At 74.5% G+C, this 17,949-nt stretch carries 13 protein-coding genes; 11 read left to right on the forward strand and 2 right to left on the reverse strand.

All coding sequences use genetic code 11. The features are described 5' to 3' along the window. Positions 1-277: 277 nt before the first annotated feature. Together ACZ6W9_RS14990 and ACZ6W9_RS14995 are read left to right on the forward strand one after the other, a co-directional pair. Entirely contained in the window at positions 278-1,864 is a 1,587-nt protein-coding gene (locus ACZ6W9_RS14990; protein ID WP_470118149.1) for a class I SAM-dependent methyltransferase, read from the forward strand. 20 nt (positions 1,865-1,884) lie between these two features. After that, positions 1,885-3,342: an FAD-binding oxidoreductase gene (locus ACZ6W9_RS14995; protein ID WP_389963394.1), complete on the forward strand. Its 1,458-nt coding sequence runs from the start codon at positions 1,885-1,887 to the stop codon at positions 3,340-3,342. Between the two features lie 271 nt (positions 3,343-3,613). Here the strand turns inward: ACZ6W9_RS14995 and ACZ6W9_RS15000 are convergent, their stop codons facing one another. Both ACZ6W9_RS15000 and ACZ6W9_RS15005 read right to left on the reverse strand, forming a co-directional pair. Continuing rightward, positions 3,614-4,351, reverse strand: a complete 738-nt coding sequence (locus ACZ6W9_RS15000; protein WP_389963397.1) for a class I SAM-dependent methyltransferase — start codon at positions 4,349-4,351, stop codon at positions 3,614-3,616. Next, positions 4,352-5,380, reverse strand: coding sequence for a PLP-dependent cysteine synthase family protein (locus ACZ6W9_RS15005; protein ID WP_389963400.1), 1,029 nt, complete (start codon positions 5,378-5,380; stop codon positions 4,352-4,354). Positions 5,381-6,113: 733 nt separating this feature from the next. Between ACZ6W9_RS15005 and asnB the strand changes: the two genes are divergently transcribed. Genes asnB through ACZ6W9_RS15050 form a run of 9 tightly spaced genes read left to right on the forward strand, consistent with a single transcriptional unit; the run spans position 6,114 to position 17,799 of the window. Next, positions 6,114-7,943, forward strand: a complete 1,830-nt coding sequence (gene asnB, locus ACZ6W9_RS15010) for an asparagine synthase (glutamine-hydrolyzing) (RefSeq protein ID WP_389963403.1) — start codon at positions 6,114-6,116, stop codon at positions 7,941-7,943. Continuing rightward, positions 7,940-8,986, forward strand: coding sequence for a PrpF domain-containing protein (locus ACZ6W9_RS15015; protein WP_362940980.1), 1,047 nt, complete (start codon positions 7,940-7,942; stop codon positions 8,984-8,986). Before asnB ends, ACZ6W9_RS15015 begins: the two co-directional genes overlap by 4 nt. After that, a complete protein-coding gene (locus tag ACZ6W9_RS15020) occupies positions 8,965-10,170 on the forward strand; it encodes an acyl-CoA dehydrogenase family protein (protein ID WP_389963407.1) in 1,206 nt (401 codons plus the stop codon). Before ACZ6W9_RS15015 ends, ACZ6W9_RS15020 begins: the two co-directional genes overlap by 22 nt. Continuing rightward, complete coding sequence (locus ACZ6W9_RS15025) at positions 10,158-11,642, forward strand: dihydroorotase (protein WP_389963410.1); 1,485 nt, start codon at positions 10,158-10,160, stop codon at positions 11,640-11,642. The genes ACZ6W9_RS15020 and ACZ6W9_RS15025 overlap by 13 nt, the downstream gene beginning before the upstream one ends. Further along, positions 11,642-13,189, forward strand: coding sequence for an MFS transporter (locus tag ACZ6W9_RS15030; protein ID WP_470118153.1), 1,548 nt, complete (start codon positions 11,642-11,644; stop codon positions 13,187-13,189). The genes ACZ6W9_RS15025 and ACZ6W9_RS15030 overlap by 1 nt, the downstream gene beginning before the upstream one ends. Then, on the forward strand, positions 13,186-14,436 hold the full coding sequence (locus ACZ6W9_RS15035) for an ATP-grasp domain-containing protein (protein ID WP_389963416.1): 1,251 nt from the start codon (positions 13,186-13,188) through the stop codon (positions 14,434-14,436). The genes ACZ6W9_RS15030 and ACZ6W9_RS15035 overlap by 4 nt, the downstream gene beginning before the upstream one ends. After that, entirely contained in the window at positions 14,433-15,278 is an 846-nt protein-coding gene (locus ACZ6W9_RS15040) for a hypothetical protein (protein WP_470118155.1), read from the forward strand. The genes ACZ6W9_RS15035 and ACZ6W9_RS15040 overlap by 4 nt, the downstream gene beginning before the upstream one ends. Continuing rightward, entirely contained in the window at positions 15,275-16,585 is a 1,311-nt protein-coding gene (locus tag ACZ6W9_RS15045) for an ATP-grasp domain-containing protein (protein WP_389963422.1), read from the forward strand. The genes ACZ6W9_RS15040 and ACZ6W9_RS15045 overlap by 4 nt, the downstream gene beginning before the upstream one ends. Then, positions 16,582-17,799 carry an FAD-dependent monooxygenase gene (locus ACZ6W9_RS15050; RefSeq protein WP_389963425.1) on the forward strand — a complete coding sequence of 406 codons (1,218 nt, stop codon included), beginning with the start codon at positions 16,582-16,584 and terminating at the stop codon, positions 17,797-17,799. The genes ACZ6W9_RS15045 and ACZ6W9_RS15050 overlap by 4 nt, the downstream gene beginning before the upstream one ends. Positions 17,800-17,949: the final 150 nt, after the last annotated feature.

The raw sequence follows: 17,949 nt of genomic DNA on the forward strand, positions 1-17,949 counted from the left end.
ACCTGACCACCCGGCTACGCGGTCGCCCGGTCGCCCGGTCGCGTGGTCAGGCGGTCGCGTGGTCGCGCGGCGCGGCGCGACCGCCCGGTCCGTGTGGCCGGAACGCGGCGCCGCACGCCGGGAGATGCCCGGTCCCGGAACCCGGTGTGATGCTGAAGGGCGTCGTCCGCCACCGCGCCCGCGGCGGCGTTCCACGCCGGAACCGCGGTACGGACCTCCGCGCCCGCGGCGGCGTCCCGCGCCGGACCCGCGGGATGGACCTCGCGAAAGGACCGCAATGAGCGTTGACAGCACGTACCGGACCGGCACCCGTGGGACCGCCGGTGCCCTGGTGGAGGAGTTCGCCGCCGCGCCGGACGCCGGGGTGCGGGAGGCGTACCGGCGGCTGGTCGAGGCGGTGTGGGACGGCGGCACGCTGACCGGCCTCGCGCTGCCCGCCGCCTCCGAGATCGTGGACGGCCTGGACCGGGCCGGCGACGACCGGGCCGGCCTGCTGGCCGTGCTGCTCGGGCTGCTCGCCGAGGCCGAGGCGTACGTCCCGGACAGCCCGGTGCGCGCCGCCGTACGGCGGGGCATGGACCGCTACCTGGACCTGCTGGACCGCTGCGGGCCCGACGAGCCGCTGGCACAGGGGCTGATCTACCTCCTCGCGCACTTCCCCGAGGACCGCGACCGGATCCTCACCCAGGTCTCCAGGCTGGAGCTGCCGGCCGACGACCTGTCGCGGCTGGACCGCTGCCTGCGCGAGCTGGACCCGGCCGACCCCGACCTGGGCCGGGTGTGGCCGGCGCCGTCGGTGTGGCGGCTCACCGACGAGGAGAAAGCCTTCGACAGGGCGTGGATCGCCTCGCTGAGCCCCGAGCAGATCACGGTGAACTGGCGCAACGACACCCGCAACGTCTGGGCCTACATGGGCGCCAAGGCGTACTGGACGGTGCGTGACGGCGTGCCCGCCGCGATCCCCCGCGTGCCGCACCCCGCCGACACCGGAGCCACCGTGCCGCCCGCCGCCGAGGCCGGGCCGGAGCTGCTGCGCCCGCACGCCGCCGCGTTCCGCTGCCCCGCCTGCCACGACCGCCTGGACTTCGGCGCCGACGACGCCGGCGGCGTCCGCTGCGAGCGCTGCGCGGTGACCTACCCCGTCACCCGGGGCATCCTCGACCTGACCGAGGGCATCAGCGACGCCGCCGCCGGAACCGGCGACGAGGCGTCGGCCAACCTGCTGCGCAAGCTCGCCGAGATGCCCACCATGGGCCTCTACTACGAGGCCCTCATGCGACCGGAGTTCCTGCGGGTCGCCGGGTCCAACTGGGACTCCGCCGTGACGCCCGCCTCCGAGGACGCCTACATCTCCTCGCACGTGCGCCCCGTCGACGGCCCGGTGCTGGACCTGGCGGCCGGCGCGGGCCGCTGGACCGGCGTCATCGCCCAGGCGGTCGGCTCCGAGCGGCTGGTCGCCCTCGACATGGGCCTGCCGATGCTGAGCACGCTGCGCGGCAAGCTGCCCGAGGTGCCGGCCGTACGGGCCAGCGCGCTCGCGCTGCCGTTCGAGGACGCGAGCCTGGGCGCGGTGGTCTGCTGGAACGCCCTCCAGGCGTTCCCCGACGACGCCGGTACGGCCATCGCCGAGGTGGGCCGCTGCCTGCGCCCCGGCGGCACCTTCACGCTGATGACGTTCGTGTGGGACACCGACCCCGTCTACCGGCACTTCCAGGCCGCCCACTCCTTCCCCGGCCGCCCCGCCGGAATGCTGCTGTTCGAGGCCGAGCAGCTGCGGACCTGGCTGGCCGAGGCGGGGATGGTCGTCCGCGAGGAGTCGGGCAGCGGGACGTTCGTCTTCATCACCGCCGAGCGCGTGGCCTGAGCCGGGAAGGAGAGCCGCACGTGACCACCGACGTCACCACCGCCGCCGAGGCCCCCGGCCCCGCCGCCGACGTCACCACAGCCGCCGGTCTCACCGCCGCCGCCGGGACCACCGGGGACGCCGTCGCCCGCCCCGGTGAGCCCGGCTACGACGCCGCGACCGCCGTGTTCAACCTGGCCGCGCCGCCCCGCCCGGCGGCGGCGGTCGTCGTGCGGACCGTCGAGGACGTCCGCGCGGCCATCCGCCTCGCCGACGCCGAGGGACTGTCGCTGCGGGTGCACACCACCGGCCACTCCGCCCCCGCCGCCCGGCCCATGCGCGACGCCCTGCTGATCCGCACCGAGATGGACGGCGCGGTGGAGGTGGACCCGGTCCGCCGCGTCGCCCGCATCCCCGCCGGAACGCGCTGGGGCGTCGTGGCCAAGGCCGCGGCGCCGTACGGCCTGGCCGTCGCGCACGGCTCGTCCCCGACAGTCGGCGTCGTCGGCTACCTGCTGGGTGGCGGCCTGAGCTTCTACGGCCGCAAGGTCGGCCTGGCCGCCAACGGCGTCCGCGCCGTCGACCTGGTCACCGCCGACGGCGAGCTGCGCCGGGTGGACCTCTCGTCCGACCCGGACCTGTTCTGGGCCCTGCGCGGCGGAGGCGGCGGCTTCGGCGTCGTCACCGCCGTCGAGGTGAAGCTGTTCCCCGCCGCCCAGGTGGTCACGGGAACGACCTGCTGGCCCGCGGCCCACGCCCCCGGGCTGCTGCGGGCCTGGCGCCGCTGGACCCTGGACGCGCCCCCGGAGGCGACGACCTCCGTACGGGTGCTGAACCTGCCGAAGATCCCCGACGTGCCGCCCATGCTGTCGGCGGGTCCCATCCTGTGCGTGGACGGCGCGGTGCTCGCCGAGACCGGCGACGACGTGGCCGCCGCGCGGCGGTACGCCGACGAACTGCTCGGCCCGCTGCGCGCCGTCGCCGAGCCGGTGCTCGACACCTGGCAGCTCACCGAGCCGGTGAACCTCCTCGACACGCACATGGACCCCTCCGACCCGGTCGCCGTCATCGGCGACCACATGCTGCTGGGCGACCTGGGCGACGACGGGATCGACGCGCTGCTGCGGGTGGTCGGCGAGGGCTCCGGCTCACCGCTGATCTCCGCCGGCCTGCGCCAGCTCGGCGGCGCTTACGCCAGGTCCCACCCGCAGGGCGGCGCGCTCGACCGCCTCGACGCCCCCTACGCGTACTCGGGCGGAGGGGTGCCGGACCTCACCGGCACCGCCGAGGCCATCACCCGGCACATCGCGACCGTCCGGGAGGCGCTCGCCCCCTGGGACACCGGGTGGACGACGCCGACGTTCGTGGAGTCGCACGCGCAGCCGCAGCGGCACCTCTCCGACGCCCGGATCGCCGCCGCCGACCTGGTCCGCCACCGGGTGGACCCGGCGGGCCGCTTCCGCGACGACATCATGCCCGGCGCCACCAGGCTGGCCTGAGCGCCGCCGCGCCGTACGAGAGGCGCGGAGGCACAGGGGACGGGAAAGCACAGGCCGCTCCACCCGGGTCATCCGATCCGGGTGGAGCGGTTTTCCGGTCTCCGGGGCCTCCCGGTCTCCGGGGCCTTCCGGAACACGTGAACCGCCGGGTCCGGCCGTCCTGGGACGGTCTTCCGGCGTCCGGGGGCGGATCGACGGGGGCGAAGGGCGCGGGGCACGCGAAGGGCGGACCGGGGTGTCCCGGTCCGCCCTGGGCAGGCGGCGCGGACGGTCAGCCGGCGGGCTTGACCGCCCAGATGACCCGGTTGTACAGCTCCACCGGCGCGGTGGGAACGATCGTGACCTGCTCGAAGCCGGCCGCGACCAGGTGGTCCCGCCAGAACTCCGGCGTGGTGAGGATCTCGCCGTCCTCGCGCATGAAGCGGGGGAGCAGGTCCACCTGCAGCAGCATGCGCTCGAAGCAGGCGTTGAGGAGGTAGTGCCGCGCCTTGGCGGTCAGCAGGTCCAGGATGTCGAGCGCGCGCTCCCGGTCGCCGGGCTCGCCCATGACCCGGCAGAACTGGTCGGCGTTGATGAAGCGCCCGCCGGGCCGCAGGACGCGGAAGAGCTCGGCGGCGGAGGCCGCGTAGGTGTCCAGCTCCAGGTGGTGCAGGGCGAAGCTGCTGATCACGACGTCGAAGCTGTCGTCGGGGAACTGGGAGAGGTCCTGCACCACGCCGTCGGTGAACGTCACGTCCGGGTCGGCGGCGAACTTCTCCAGCGCGGCCGCGACCATCGTCGGGGCGGGGTCGAGACCGACGATCCGGGCCCCGGGCAGCGCCTCACGGCACAGCGAGGTGAGCCGGCCCGTGCCCGATCCGACGTCCAGCAGGTCCGTGGCGCCGGGGGGCAGCAGCCCGACCGCGGTGGACAGCAGTTCCACGTTGGAGGCGTCGGTGTTCAGCACCTTGTCGTAGTCGATCGCGACGTCGTTCCAGTGCGTCTTCGAGGTCTCGGACGTGATGGTCATTTAGGCTCCACACTTTCCTTTGAGGGGGACGGGAGTGGTCTGCGGAGACGGGGTGGCCGGAGGCGCGGGGTCCACGGGGGCGTCCCAGATGGACAGATACCGCTCGCCGCTGTCCGGCAGGATCGTGACGATCGTGGCCCCGGCCCACCGCTCCCGGCCCGCCAGGACCCGGGAGGCGTGGACGGCGGCGCCCGAGGAGATCCCCGCGAACAGGCCGGAGTGGCGGGCGAGGTCGCGGGCCGTGCCGATCGCGTCCCCGTCGGTCACGGTGATCACCTCGTCGATGCAGGTGACGTCGGTGACCGGGTTGACGAAGCCGCCGCCGATGCCGGGGATGCGGTGCGGGCCCCGCTCGCCGCCGGACAGGACCGGCGAGCCCGCCGGCTCGACGGCGACGACGTGGACGTCGCCCTGCTCCTTGAGGTATCGGGCGACGCCGGTCAGCGTGCCGCCGGTCCCCACGGCGCAGACGAACACGTCCACCGAGCCGCCGCAGGCGTTCCAGATCTCCGGCCCGGTCGTCTCGTAGTGGGCCGCCACGTTCGCCGGGTTGCGCTCCTGGCCGACGAGGAACGAGCCGGGGATGGACCGGTGGAGCTGCACGCCCCGCTCGATCGCGGCGAGCAGGCCCTCCTGGAACGGGGACAGCACGATCTCCGCGCCGAACGCCCGCAGGATGGCGCGCCGCTCCTCGGTGGCGTTGTCCGGCAGGACGATGACGCACCGGTGGCCGCGCGAGGCGCAGAGCGCGGCGAGCGAGATCCCGGTGTTGCCGGACGACGCCTCGATCACCGTGCCCCCGCTGGGGGGGAGGGCGCCGGAGCGCTCGGCCTCCAGGATCATCCGCAGCGCGGCCCGGTCCTTGACGCTCGACAGGGGGTTGAGCATCTCCAGCTTCGCCAGCAGCCGGACGTCCGGTGGGCAGTCGGGGAGGGCGAGCCGCAGCAGCGGGGTGCCGCCCACCAGCTCCTCCAGGGACGACACCACCGCGTGGCCGGTCGCCACGGGTGGCTGCAAACTGACGGTCATCGGGTCTCCTCGCACGTCGGAAGGATGGGAGGCCGGTCATGGGGACGGGTGACGGGCGGGGCGGAACCCGGCGGCCCGGCCCGCGTCCGTGACAGGTCCATGACGCGTCCATGGCGGGCCCGCCGCGGGCGGAGGCGGCGAGGGGGCTGAGGGGGAATGGCCGGAGCCGGTCCTCGGCACAGCGGACCCCTCCTGCCTCGCGGGGACCTGCACGATCAGCTTCCCGCCCGCCCGGCCGCGGCACATCTTCAAGGTTGCGGTGCTTTCCCGGGACGGCCGCCGTACCGGTCCGGCCGGGCGGGCGGGAGCCGGCGCCTCCCAGGCCGCGGCGGTGAGGGCCGGGGCCGCCGCGATAGGGGTCGGCGGCGCGAGGGCGGGGCGGGACGCCGGATCGCCCGCCGGACGCCGGCCCCGGCCGTCCGGGGTGACGGGCGATCACCGCAATCCCAAAGGTGCCCCGCCGTCCGGGCTGCTGCCAGGCTTGCCGCAGAACCGGATCCGCCGGCACGGCCGTCGTGCCGGCGGCGTGGAACCCCGGTTCCGGCGACCGAGGGCGAGCCCCCTACCGGACTCCCCGATCACCCGTAACACGGATTCGGCCGGGCGGGCGGGAAGGCCGCCGGTGCCGGCGGACGTCGCCGCCACCGACGTCGCGACGCCGGGTGGGAGCCACGTGCCGCGGAACGGGGCGGCCGGCACCACGGCGGAGTGGACGGGAGGAGTGCTAACGCGGATGTGCCGCATATACGGATATTTCAATACGACGGCTTCGCCACACGAGCTGAGGACCGCCGAGGCGCTGCAACGCCACGGCGGACCCGACGGCGCGGGACTCGCGCGGGGCCCCGGCTACGCGCTGGGCAGCACCCGGCTCGCCATCATGGATCCCGGAGCCGGACGGCAGCCGTACGTCTCGCCCGACGGCACGATCAAGGTGGTCTTCAACGGCGAGATCTACAACCACGACGCGCTGCGCGAGGACCTGCGCGGGCGGGGGTTCACCTTCCCCGACCACTGCGACGGGTCCATTCTTCCCGCCCTCTACCGGGTGTACGGCGACGCCTTCGCCGAGCACCTCGACGGGATGTACGCGATCGCGGTGCTCGACCTGCGCGGCGCCCCCCGCCTGGTGCTCGCCACCGACGACGCGGGCATGAAGCCGCTGTACCACCGGTGGGACCCGGTGGGACGCACGCTGTACTTCTCGTCGGAGATCCCGTCCCTCCTCGCGTTCGAGGGGGTCTCCACCGCGGTCTGGGAACCGGGTCTCGACGCCTACCTCGCGACCAAGACCCCGTTCGGCGAGCAGACCATGTTCGCCGACGTCAGGGTGTTCCCCCCGGGCGTCACCGCGACCTGCGACGCGGCCGCGGGGCTGCGCCTGCGCGTCCGGGAGCGGACGGTGACGCCGCGGCCGGAGACCGGCTCCGACGGTCTCGCCGAGGTGGGCGGCGAGCTGCGGGATAGGCTCCGCCGGGAGGTGGATCTGCTGCTGACCGCCGACGTGCCGGTCGCCACCATCACCTCCGGCGGGCTCGACTCCAGCCTCGTCACCGCCCTCGCCGCGCGGCGGCCCGGGACCCTGCACACCTTCAACATCGCCTACCGGGGACGCTGGCCCGCCGACGAGCGCCACTACGCGCGCGAGGTGGCCGAGCGGGCCGGAGCCCGCTACCACCAGGTGGAGATCGACCCCGCGACGTTCCCCGACATGCTGGCCGACGTCGTGTGGCACCTGGGCCAGCCGAACGCCGACCCGATCACGCTCAGCACCTACGCCCTGTTCGGGGCGGTGCGGGACGCCGGGTTCAAGGTCGCGCTCAGCGGGGACGCCGCCGACGAGGTGTTCGGCGGCTACGACCGGATGCGGGCCGCCGCTGCCGCCGCCGAGGCGGGCGCCCCCTGGCGCCGGGCCTACCTCGACAGCCTCGGGGTCCTGCCCGCCGACCGGCGCGCGGGCCTGTACACCCGCGACTACGCGGCGCTGCTGCGCGAGGGGCCGCCCGCCGTCCCCGCGGAGGCGACGGAGCTGCTGGACCGCGGCGGCGGGACCGTGCTGCGGCGGATCACCGAGTTCGAGCTGCGCCACCGCCTGCCCGCCTACCACCTGCGCCGGGTGGACCACATGAGCATGGCGCGGTCGGTCGAGGTGCGCCTGCCGTACTGCCAGCGCGGCGTCGTCGAGCTGGGCCGGGCGCTGCCGGACGGGCTGCGGATCGGCGGCGGGCAGGTCAAGCGCGCGCTGTACGCCGCCGCCCGCGGCCTGCTGCCGGAGAGCGTGACGAACCGCGCGAAGCAGCCCTTCACCCTGCCGGTCACCGCGATGCTCGCGCCCGGCTGGCCCCTGTGGGAGTACGCCACGGACATGCTCGCCGGCGACCGGCTGCGCCCCGCCGGGCGGCTCGACCCCGCCGCGGTGCGGGACCTGTTCACCCGGCAGGCGGCGCGGCCGGACGACACCACGGCGCTGACGATCTGGGCGCTGCTCGTCCACGAGGTGTGGCTCGACCAGTTCCGCCTGGGAACGCGCCGGCAGGCGGAGGAGACGGAGATGGCGGCATGATCGGCCACCTCGCCTACGCGGCGGGAAGCCCCTGTCCCACACTGGTGCTCGACGCCAGGCATCTGCCCAGGCAGCGGGAGCCGCTGCTCGCCGCGCTCACCGAGGCCCGCCGCTGGCTGGCCGACGCGGGCGGGGCGCACGTGCTCAAGATCGCCCTGATCGAGCCCTCCGCGCATCCGCTGTTCGACCTCGACTACCGGTTCGTCCAGGCCCTGCCGGGCGACCCTTCCGGCTTCGACCTGCGGGGCTCGTGCGGGAACTCGGTGCTGTGCGCCATCACGGCGGCGGCGGAGACCGGCGTGCTGCCCAGGCTCGGACCGGGCATGCGGGTGCGGGTGAACGTCCTCAACAACGGCGACTGCCTGGCCTGCGAGGTCGAGGAGGTCGGCCGGGGGACGACCGGGTTCACGATGCACTTCCTGCACGCGCCGCCCAAACCCGTCTCCCGGCTGCTGCTGACCGGCCGGCCCACGACGGACCTGGACGTGGACGGCGAGCGGGTCGAGGTCTCCCTGGTGTCCGCGGGCAACCCGTACGTCTTCGTGTCCGGCTCCGGCGCGCGGATCTCCGGCGCCGACGAACTGTTCGGCGACGACCCGGAGCTGTTCGACCGCCTGGTGCGGATCCGCGGCGCGGCCGCGGCCCACCTGGGCTGGCCGGCCGAGAGCGTGTTCCCGAAGGTGGCGGTCACCGTCCCGGCCGGGGGCGGGCGGATCGCGGTGCGCGCGGTGTCGGTGCCGACCTGGCATCCCACGCTGGCGCTGACCGGCGCGGCGTGCCTGGGGGCGGCGATCGGGATCCCCGGCACCGTCCCGTGGCTGGCCGCGAAGGAGGCCCGGTACGACGGCGGCGCGATCCACGTCGACACCCCCGGCGGGAGCGTCGACGTCCTGGCGGCCGTGCGCCTGCGCGACCGGGAACGCGAGATCGCCTGGATCACCGTCGGCAACCGCCGGGTCGCCTTCCACGGCTCGTTCCTCATCGAGTCGCTTGCCCATTTCCAGTTCAAGGAGACTGTCGAATGTCTGTCGGTGTCAGCGTGATCGAACCGGGCCCGGTGCTGGAGACGCTTCTCCACTCCGCGGCCCGGACCGCCGTCAGCGGATGGCCGGACGAGCAGGCGCTGGCCGAACTCCGCCGCTCGGGGCTGCTCGCCACCGCGGTGCCCGTGGAGTACGGGGGCGCGGGCGGGGACGCGGCCACGGTCAACTCGGTGGTCGAACGGGTCGCCCGGGTCAATCCGTCGGTGGCGATCATCCTGTTCCAGCACTTCGCCGTCACCATGCGCGTCGTCGAGTGGGGCGGCGCCGAGCAGAAGGCCGCGCTGCTGCCCGCGTTCGCGTCCGGCGAGTGCCTGGCCGCCTCGGCGTGGAGCGAGCGGGGCGCCGGCGCCGCCAAGAAGAACATCTCCACGACGGGCGTCCGGACGCCCGACGGCCGCTGGCGGCTCAACGGCGCCAAGTCGTTCACCACCGGGGCCGGGGTGGCGGACATCTACCTCGTGCTCGCGACGACCGCCGCCGCGCACGACGACCGCTCCGGCGAGGGCGCCCAGACCGGCCGGAACGGCCAGGGCGTTCACAGCGGCCAGGACGGCCGGAACGGCCAGGACGTTCACGCCGGTCAGGACGGTCTGTACGGCTCCGCGGGCCAGTCCTTCTTCCTGGTGCGGGGCGACAACCCCGGCCTGGAGGTGGACCGGTCGCTCGACCTGGCCGGCATGCGGGGGTCGGCGACCGGTTTCGTGAACCTGCGCGACTGCGAGGTCCCCGACGAGGACCGGCTGGGCCCGCTGGGGCAGGCGCCGGCCATCATCGCCGCCGTCCGCGAGACCGGCGCGACCCTCGGCGCGGTGTCGGTCGGCATCGCGCAGGCGGCGCTGGACGTCGCGATCGACCACGCCCGTAGGCCGGGACCGCTCGGCACGCAGGCCGCCAGGCAGCGGCTCGCGGAGCTCAGCGCCCAGGTGGAGGCGGCCCGCGCGATCGTCGACAGCGCGGGACGGAGGCTGTCGGCCACGCCCGGCACGGTCACGCTGCAGAGCAAGCTCTTCGCCTCCGCCACGGCCGAGCAGGTCTGCCTGGAGGTGGCCCGCATGCTCGGGTCCACCGCGTACGTGGTGGGCCACCAGCTCAACCGCTTCATCGCCGACGCCCGCGCGGTGGCGCTGATGGGGCCGACCAACGACCTGTGCCGGGACCTGATGGCGGCGTCATGGACGAACTGAGGACACGCCCCGACCTGGTGGTGACCGGCGGCCGCGTCGTCACCCCCGCCGGGGTGCGCCCGGCGACCGTCGTCGTGACCGGCGGCCGGATCACCGCCGTGCTCGACGCCGGGGGAGACGATGACGGAGACAGGGGCGGCGGGGGAGGCGGCGTGCCGCCGGACGTCCCCCGGGTGCGGGCGGACGGCTGCTACGTCCTGCCGGGGCTGATCGACTCGCACGTGCACTTCCGCACGCCCGGCCTGGAGCACAAGGAGGACTGGGCCCACGGGAGCCGCGCCGCCGTCGCGGGCGGCGTGACGACCGTCATCGACATGCCGAACACGGTGCCGCCGACCCTCGACCCGGAGACGCTCGTCGCCAAGGCCGAGCTGGTCGCCGGGACGTCGCTGGTCGACTACCGGTTCCACATGGGGGCCGACCCTCACCGCCCCGGGCTGCTCGCCCGCCTCGACCCCGCGATCGCGACGACCGCCAAGGTCTTCATGGCGGGCCACCACACCGCGCCGACCGTGGTCAGGGATCCGGCCGCGCTGGAGAAGATCTTCGCGGCCGCCGCGATCGGCGGTGTGCAGCTGCTTCTGCACGCCGAGGACGAGTCCATCTTCACCCTGCTCGACCGGTGGAAGGGGGAGCCGCGCTCCTACCTCGACTACGAGCGGCGGCGGCCGCGCAGCGGCGGCATCTCCGCGGTGGCGCGCGTCCTCGAACTGGTCGGCCGGTACGGCACCGCGGCCCACATCCTGCACCTGTCCAGCGCCGAGGAGGCCGACCTGGTCACCGCGGCGCGGGCCGCCGGGCTGCCGGTCACGTTCGAGGTGACCGGCCACCACCTGTCGTTCACCGACGCCGACACGAGCCGGCTGGGCGCCAGGATCCGGCTGTCACCGGCCATCCGCGCCCAGACGGACCAGGACAGGCTGTGGGAGGCGCTGCTGGGGGGCGAGGTCGCCTGCCTCGGCAGCGACCACGCCCCGCACACCGTCGAGGAGAAGACCCGGCCGGTCGCGGACGCCCCTCCCGGGCTGCCCGGCGTGCAGGAGCTCGCCGTGGCCGTGTGGACCGGCATGCGGCGGCGCCGGCCGGACGAGGACCCCGACGTGGCCGTCATGCGCCTGGCCGAGCACCTCTCCGCCAAGCCGGCCGAGCTGTTCCGGCTGCCGGGCAAGGGCCGGCTGGAACCGGGCGCCGACGCGGACCTGGTGGTCTTCGACCCCGCCGCGCCCTGGATGCTCTCCGCGCACGATGTGCGGTCCAAATGCGGCTGGTCGGCGTACGAGGGGTGGACGATGACCGGCCGGGTGCTCACCACGATCAGGGGCGGGCAGGTGGCCTGGGACGCCGAACGGGGCGTCTTCGGCCGCCCCGGGGGACGCTGGCTGTCCGCCGCCGCACAGGACCCGCCGCGTACGGAGGTCGTGACACGGGAGCCGTCCCGCGAGGCGGGGGAGCGGGAGGTGACCTCCGCGTGATGCTCAAGGGGATACACCCGAACATCAAGCTCCGCATCGGCATCGGGTTCGTCCAGCGCCTGCTGGACATGATGCTCATCCCGCTGATGATCATCCACTTCTCCGCCCTGTACGGCCCGGCCACCGCCGGCCTGATGACCGTGGTGGCCGCCGGAGTCGCGATCGCGTGCACCTTCCTCGGCGGCTACCTGTCCGACGCGCGCGGGCGCCGCCGCACGATGCTCGTCAGCGAGGTGGGCTGCTTCGTCGCGGCCGTGTGCCTGGCGCTCGCCAACTCCCCGTGGTGGGAGTCGGGCATCGCCACGTACCTCTTCTACCTGGTCAACACGGCCCTGATCAGCGTGGTCCGGCCGGCCAGCGACGCCATGATCATCGACGTGTCCACCCCGGAGACGCGGCCCAGGATCTACGCGGTCAACTACTGGGCGACGAACGTGGCGTTCGTGGTGGGCTCCCTGCTCGCCGGTTTCCTCTACGGCGGGCACTTCTTCCTCATCCTGGCCGCGGCGGCCGTGCTCTCCGGCGGGGTCGCCGTGGTCACCTGGCGCTGGATCTCCGAGACCAGACCGGTCCCCGCCGGGACCGCCGGGACCGCCGGGGAGACCGGCACCGGGGCCGGCGGAGGGACGGCCGGAGGGACGGACGCCGGGACCACCGCCGGGACCGCGGGCGAAACCACCGGGGAGACCGCCGCCGGGGCCGCGGGCGGGCCGGGGACCGGGCGGTCCGGCTGGCTGCTGCCGCTGCTGCGGGGCTACGCCGCCGTCCTGCGCGACCGCGTCTTCGCCCGCTTCTTCCTCTCGATCCTCCTGTTCACCTGCATCCAGGTGCAGCTCGCCAACTACATCGGGGTACGGCTCAGCCAGGAGTTCCCGCCGCAGCGGCTCTTCGACGTCGGCCCGTGGGCGCTGGACGTCGACGGGGTCAACATGTTCGGCATCCTGCGGGCCATCAGCACCTTCGTCGTCGTCTGCCTCGCGCTGTCCGCGACGACGATCTTCAGGCGGCTCACCGACGGGCAGCGGATCGGCGGGGGCACCATCGTCGTCACCGCCGGATACATGGTGCTGGCGGTGAGCAACGACCCCGGGGTGCTGATCACCGCGACGGTGGTGTTCGCGCTCGGGGAGATCATGACCTCCCCGACGCGCCAGGCGCTGCTGGCCGACGTGGTCCATCCCGACGCGCGCAGCATGTACATGGCCGTCTACCAGCTGCAGTTCCGGCTCGCCGCGGTGGCCGGCTCGCTGTGCGTGACGCTCGGCACCTTCGTCCCCCCGGCCGCGATGAGCGTTCTGTACGGGGTCTTCGGCGCCGCGTCGTGCCTGCTGATCCTGTCGGTGCTGCGGGCACGGGCCGCGGGCGCGCGGCCGGAGGCCGTACCGCACGCGACCGGAGACCGGGCGGAGCCCGCATCGCGCACGGACGGCGAGGCGGGGGAGGCCGCGGCGGGCGAGGACGGCGACCGGGCCGAGGCCGTACCGCAGGCGGACGGCGACGCGGGGGAACCGCACACCCGACACGCGACATCAGGGAGCAGGCGATGACCCAGGACAGGACGCTGCTGTTCATCGGCGCCACCACGCGCGCACTCCGGACGGCGAAGGAGTTCGGCCTCGGCGTCGTCCTCCTCCAGCACCCGAACAAGTTCGAGGCCGAACAGGCCGCGCTCGCCGACGTGACGTTCGTCGCCGACTACACCGACTGGTCCGCGGTGCGGCCCCTGGCGCAGGTCGCGCGCGAACACTGGGGCGTCACGGCCGCGCTCGCCCTGACCGACCCGGCGCTGGACGCCCTGGGCCGGGTCAACGACCTGTTCGGCCTCGGCGGCACCGGCTACGAGGTCTGCCGGAGATTCCGGGACAAGTACGAGATGCGCCGGCGGCTGGCGGCCCACGGCGCGCCGACGATCGGCGCCGAGCCGCTGGAGAGCCGGGAGGACCTGACCTCCTTCGGCGACCGGTACGGCTACCCGTTCATCGTCAAGCCCACCGACGCGGCGGCCGGCATCGGCGTCTTCCGCGTCGACGGCCCCGACGGCCCGGACGGGGTGGACGCGGCGTGGCGGCGGGTGCTCGGCCTGCGGGAGACCGGGGTGGACCGCGGCTGCGGCTACCTGTTCCCGCTCACCGGCTTCATCATGGAGGAGTACGTCGACGGCCCCGAGTTCAGCGTCGAGGCGTTCAGCTTCTCCGGCCGCCACGTCGTGGTCGCCGTCACCGAGAAGCTCACCTCCGACGCCCACTTCGCGGAGCTGGGCCACACCGTCCCCGCCCGGATCACCTCCGCCGAGGAGGACCTGGTCGCGGCCGCCGCGACCGGCTTCCTCGACGCGATGGGGCTCACCGACGGGCCCAGCCACACCGAGATCCGGATCGGGCCGCGCGGCCCGATCGTCATCGAGTCGCACAACCGGATCGGCGGCGACCGGATCACCGACCTCGTGGAGGCGGTGTACGGGATCGACCTGATCGCCTACGCCGTCGGCCACCCCTTCGGACTGGTCGAGGAACCGGCCGGACGGCCCACGCCCCGCGGCGGCGCGGCCGTGCGGTTCCTGGACGCCGGACCGGGCCGGGTGACGGCCGTCGACGGCCTGGACGAGCTGCGCTCCCGCCCCGACGTCATCGCCGCCGACGTGTTCGTGAAGGTCGGCGACGTCGTCGGGCCGGTGCTCGACAACAACGACCGGCTCGGCCTGGTCGCCGCGACCGGCCCCGACGGCGACGCCGCCGTCAAGCTGTGCGAGGAACTGCTGGAGAACACCCTGAACGTGCAGGTGGTGAACCCGTGAGCATTGTCATCCTGGACCGGGCCGTCGGCCCGCTCCCGCCGTACGCGGACTGGCTGCGCGACAGCGGCCGGCCGCTCGTCCTGCTGACCGGACGATCCCTGGCGGAGGTCCCCGCCGGCGACTACGAACAGGTGGAATGCCTCCCCGGCTACGCGACGTCCACCGAGGCGGACAGGTTCGTGCTCGGCCTCGCCGAAAGCACCGCCGTCGCGGCGCTCGTGGCGACCGCCACCGAGGACCTCGTCAGGGCCGGCGCCCTGCGGGAGTGCCTGGGCGTCGCCGGGCAGGGCAGGGACGACGCCCTGGCGTTCGCCGACCCCGTGACGACCCGGCGGCTCCTGGCCGGGGCGGGTGCCCCCGCCGTCGGGCGCGAAGCCGTGAACCGGATCTCCGACCTCTACTGGCACGCCCACCGCTGGGGGTACCCGGTGCGGGTCCGGGAGCGCAAGACGTCCGGCTGGCCCACGACCGCGGTCCTGCGCGACGAAGCGGACGTGCGCGCCTACACCCGCGGCGGCCTGGCCCCCGACCTGGTGTCCGTGCCCGCCCTGATGGCCGAGCCGATGACGGACGGCGAACGCCGCCGCCTCGTCGTCACCGGCGGCACGGCGTGCGGCTCCGAGACCCCCGGCCTGGCGGCCGTCGTGGACGCCGCGCTGGCGGCGCTGCCGACGACGGACGGCTGCCCGTACCTCGTCGAGGCGGTCCGCGACGGCGACGGGCGGTGGCTGGTCGACACCGTCGCCGTGGACATCCCCGTGGACGCCGACGGCGACGACCGCCGCGCGGCGGTCCGGGTGCAGGCAGGGCTCGTCCCCGACAACCTGGAGATGATCCGATGAGCGTCCTGATCATGCACCACCGCGGCACCCTCGCCGCCCACGCCTACGACAGGTGGCTCTCCGACTACGAGGGGGACGTCCTGCTGCTGGCGTCCAAGGAGCACCTCGGCTGGGTCGGCGAGGAGCTGCCCACCGGGGAGACCGGCTACAGCCACATGGAGGCCCTGGACGACTACGAGGTCGGCGGCGTGCTGGAGGCCCGCGTCCTCGACCTCGCCAGACAGTACGGCGTGACCCGCCTGTTCACCTGCCAGGAGCACGACCTGGAGCGGGCCGCCCAGCTCCGCGAGATCCTCGGCCTGCCCGGCCAGACGTTCTCCAGCGCGCTGCCGTTCCGCAACAAGCTCCTGATGAAGGAGACCGTCCAGGCCGCCGGCATCGAGGTCGCGGCGCACCGCGGCGTCGAGTGCGCCGGGGACCTCGTCTCCTTCGCGCGGGAGCACGGCTTCCCCGTGGTCGTCAAACCCCGCGACGGGGCGGGCTCCATCGGCGTCACGGTGCTCCGCTCGCCCGAGGAGCTCGACGCGTTCGTCGCCGAGAGGCTCGACGTCTACGGGCCGCTCCAGTCGAACCTGATGGTGGAGGCGTTCGTGCCCGGCGCGATGTGCCACGTCGACGGGCTCGTCGTGGACGGCCGCGTCGCCCTCGCCTGGCCGTCGCAGTACCTGTTCACGCTGGCGTCCTTCAAGGAACTGCGCGGCGGCAGGCACGACGTCACGCTCGACCGCGACGACCCGCTGGCGCGGCGGCTGCTCGACTTCACCGACCGGGTGCTGGACGCCCTGCCCTCCCCGCGCAACTTCACCTTCCACGCGGAGGTGTTCCACACCCCCGACGACCGGCTCGTCCTGTGCGAGATCGCCTGCCGTACCGGGGGCGCCCAGACGCGGGGCGTCATCAAGACCATCTTCGGCGCCGAGCTGAACGAGTGCTGGGTGCGCGCGGAGGCCGGCCTGCCGCTGCCGATCGACATCGGCCCCGAACGGCCCGAGCCGGTCAAGATGACCGGGCAGCTGCTCCTGTCGCGCCGGCCGGGCAAGGTCGTCGAGCTCCCGGGGGAGCCGCCGTTCCCCTGGGTCGAGGAGTACAAGATCTCCGTCGAGCGCGGGGAGGTCATGCGGGTCTCCCGCTACTCCGCCGACGTCATGTGCTGCTTCCTCGTCTCCGGACCGGACCGGGCGACCGTCCAGGACCGGCTCCAGGAGCTGGAGGACTGGTTCCTGGACGGGCTCGTCCTGGAGGAACTGGAGGATCTGCCCGAGGACGGGACCCCTGCCGTCCCGGAGACGAGCCGGAGCCGGTCGTGACGGGCCCGAGCGTGGTGGTGGCCGGCGGTGGCATCGGCGGGCTCGCCCTGGCCGTCGCCCTGCGCGGCGCCGGGCTCGGCGTGACGGTCGTCGAGCGTACGGCGCGCATCGCCGAGGCCGGCTCCGGCATGGTGCTCTACCCCAACGCGATCACCGCCCTGGACGCCATCAGCCCCCGCCTGGGCCGTGCCGTGCGCGCGGCCGGGCACGAGGCCGTCCCCGGCGACACCAGGCCGACGCTGACCTCCGGCGGCACGACGCTGGCCATCGACGCGATCGGGGAGCTCACCCGCCGCTTCGGCGCCCCGCAGGTGACCCTGCTGCGCTCGGCACTGCAGCACGCGCTGCTGGACGAGGCCCTGGCCTGCGGCGTCGACCTCCGTACGGGCGTCCGCGTCGAGGACCACGCCGACCGCGGCGGGCACGTCGACGTGATCCTGTCCGACGGCTCCGTCCTGACCGCGGACGTCCTCGTCGGCGCGGACGGCGTCCGCTCCGGCGTCCGCCGGCGCCTGTTCGGCGACAGCCCGCTCCTCTACCGCGGCTACACCTCGGTGCGGGGCAGGACGAGAGGGTGCGGCGCCCACCCCAACGGGTTCATCGCCAGCGGCGACGGCGTCGACCTGTTCGCCGGACCGATCGGCGGCGGGCACCTGTACTGGGCGGCCAAGATCGTCGCGCCGTCCGGGGTGTGGCCCGCGATGGGCCCGGCGGCCGCGATGCCGGCCCTCCTGGACCTGCTCGACGGGTGGCACGACTCCATCGTGGAGATCATCCGCGACGCCGACGCCGACGGGATCGTGGTGACCGACATCGTGGACCGCGACCCCATCCCGTGCTGGACCTCGGGCCGGGTGGCACTGCTCGGCGACGCCGCCCACCCGATGACCCCCGGGGTCGGGCAGGGCGCCGGCATGGCGCTGGAGGACGCGGCGGTCCTCGCCCATCACCTGCGGACGTGCCCCGACGTGCCGGCCGCGCTGGAGGCGTACTCGGCGGCCCGCGCGCCCCGCGCGGCGGACGTGGTGCTGCGGTCACGGCGCACGGGACGCGTGGACAGGGAGTCGGGCGCGGGCGAGGCGTCGGGCGCACCCCGGGACTTCAGCACCCAGGACGAGGGGCCCATGACGCTGTTCGGGTGGCGGCCCCCGGGCCACGTCGGGCCCGTCGCCGAACCTGTTTCCGAGCCCGTCGCCGAGTCCGTCCCGGTGTGACGCGCGTGACATGTGCGGCACGCGCCTCATGCGTGCCGCACATGTCATCCGTCATCCGAAACGGCGGATGCGGCGGATGCGGCGGATGCGGCACACGGAAACGTGACGCACGAGAAAGCGGCCGGACGTCATGTCCGGCCGCTTCACCGA

The sequence above is a fragment of the Streptosporangium sp. NPDC053982 genome, assembly GCF_055585205.1.

What these genes read in the sequence shown, in the direction of transcription:
- asnB (WP_389963403.1), top strand. Translation starts at nt 6,114, where the DNA reads ATGTGCCGCATATACGGATATTTCAATACGACGGCTTCGCCACACGAG.
- ACZ6W9_RS15045 (WP_389963422.1), top strand. Translation starts at nt 15,275, where the DNA reads ATGAGCGTCCTGATCATGCACCACCGCGGCACCCTCGCCGCCCACGCC.
- ACZ6W9_RS15030 (WP_470118153.1), top strand. Translation starts at nt 11,642, where the DNA reads ATGCTCAAGGGGATACACCCGAACATCAAGCTCCGCATCGGCATCGGG.
- ACZ6W9_RS15005 (WP_389963400.1), bottom strand. Translation starts at nt 5,380, where the DNA reads ATGACCGTCAGTTTGCAGCCACCCGTGGCGACCGGCCACGCGGTGGTG.
- ACZ6W9_RS15020 (WP_389963407.1), top strand. Translation starts at nt 8,965, where the DNA reads ATGTCTGTCGGTGTCAGCGTGATCGAACCGGGCCCGGTGCTGGAGACG.
- ACZ6W9_RS15035 (WP_389963416.1), top strand. Translation starts at nt 13,186, where the DNA reads ATGACCCAGGACAGGACGCTGCTGTTCATCGGCGCCACCACGCGCGCA.
- ACZ6W9_RS14990 (WP_470118149.1), top strand. Translation starts at nt 278, where the DNA reads ATGAGCGTTGACAGCACGTACCGGACCGGCACCCGTGGGACCGCCGGT.
- ACZ6W9_RS15025 (WP_389963410.1), top strand. Translation starts at nt 10,158, where the DNA reads ATGGACGAACTGAGGACACGCCCCGACCTGGTGGTGACCGGCGGCCGC.
- ACZ6W9_RS15015 (WP_362940980.1), top strand. Translation starts at nt 7,940, where the DNA reads ATGATCGGCCACCTCGCCTACGCGGCGGGAAGCCCCTGTCCCACACTG.
- ACZ6W9_RS15000 (WP_389963397.1), bottom strand. Translation starts at nt 4,351, where the DNA reads ATGACCATCACGTCCGAGACCTCGAAGACGCACTGGAACGACGTCGCG.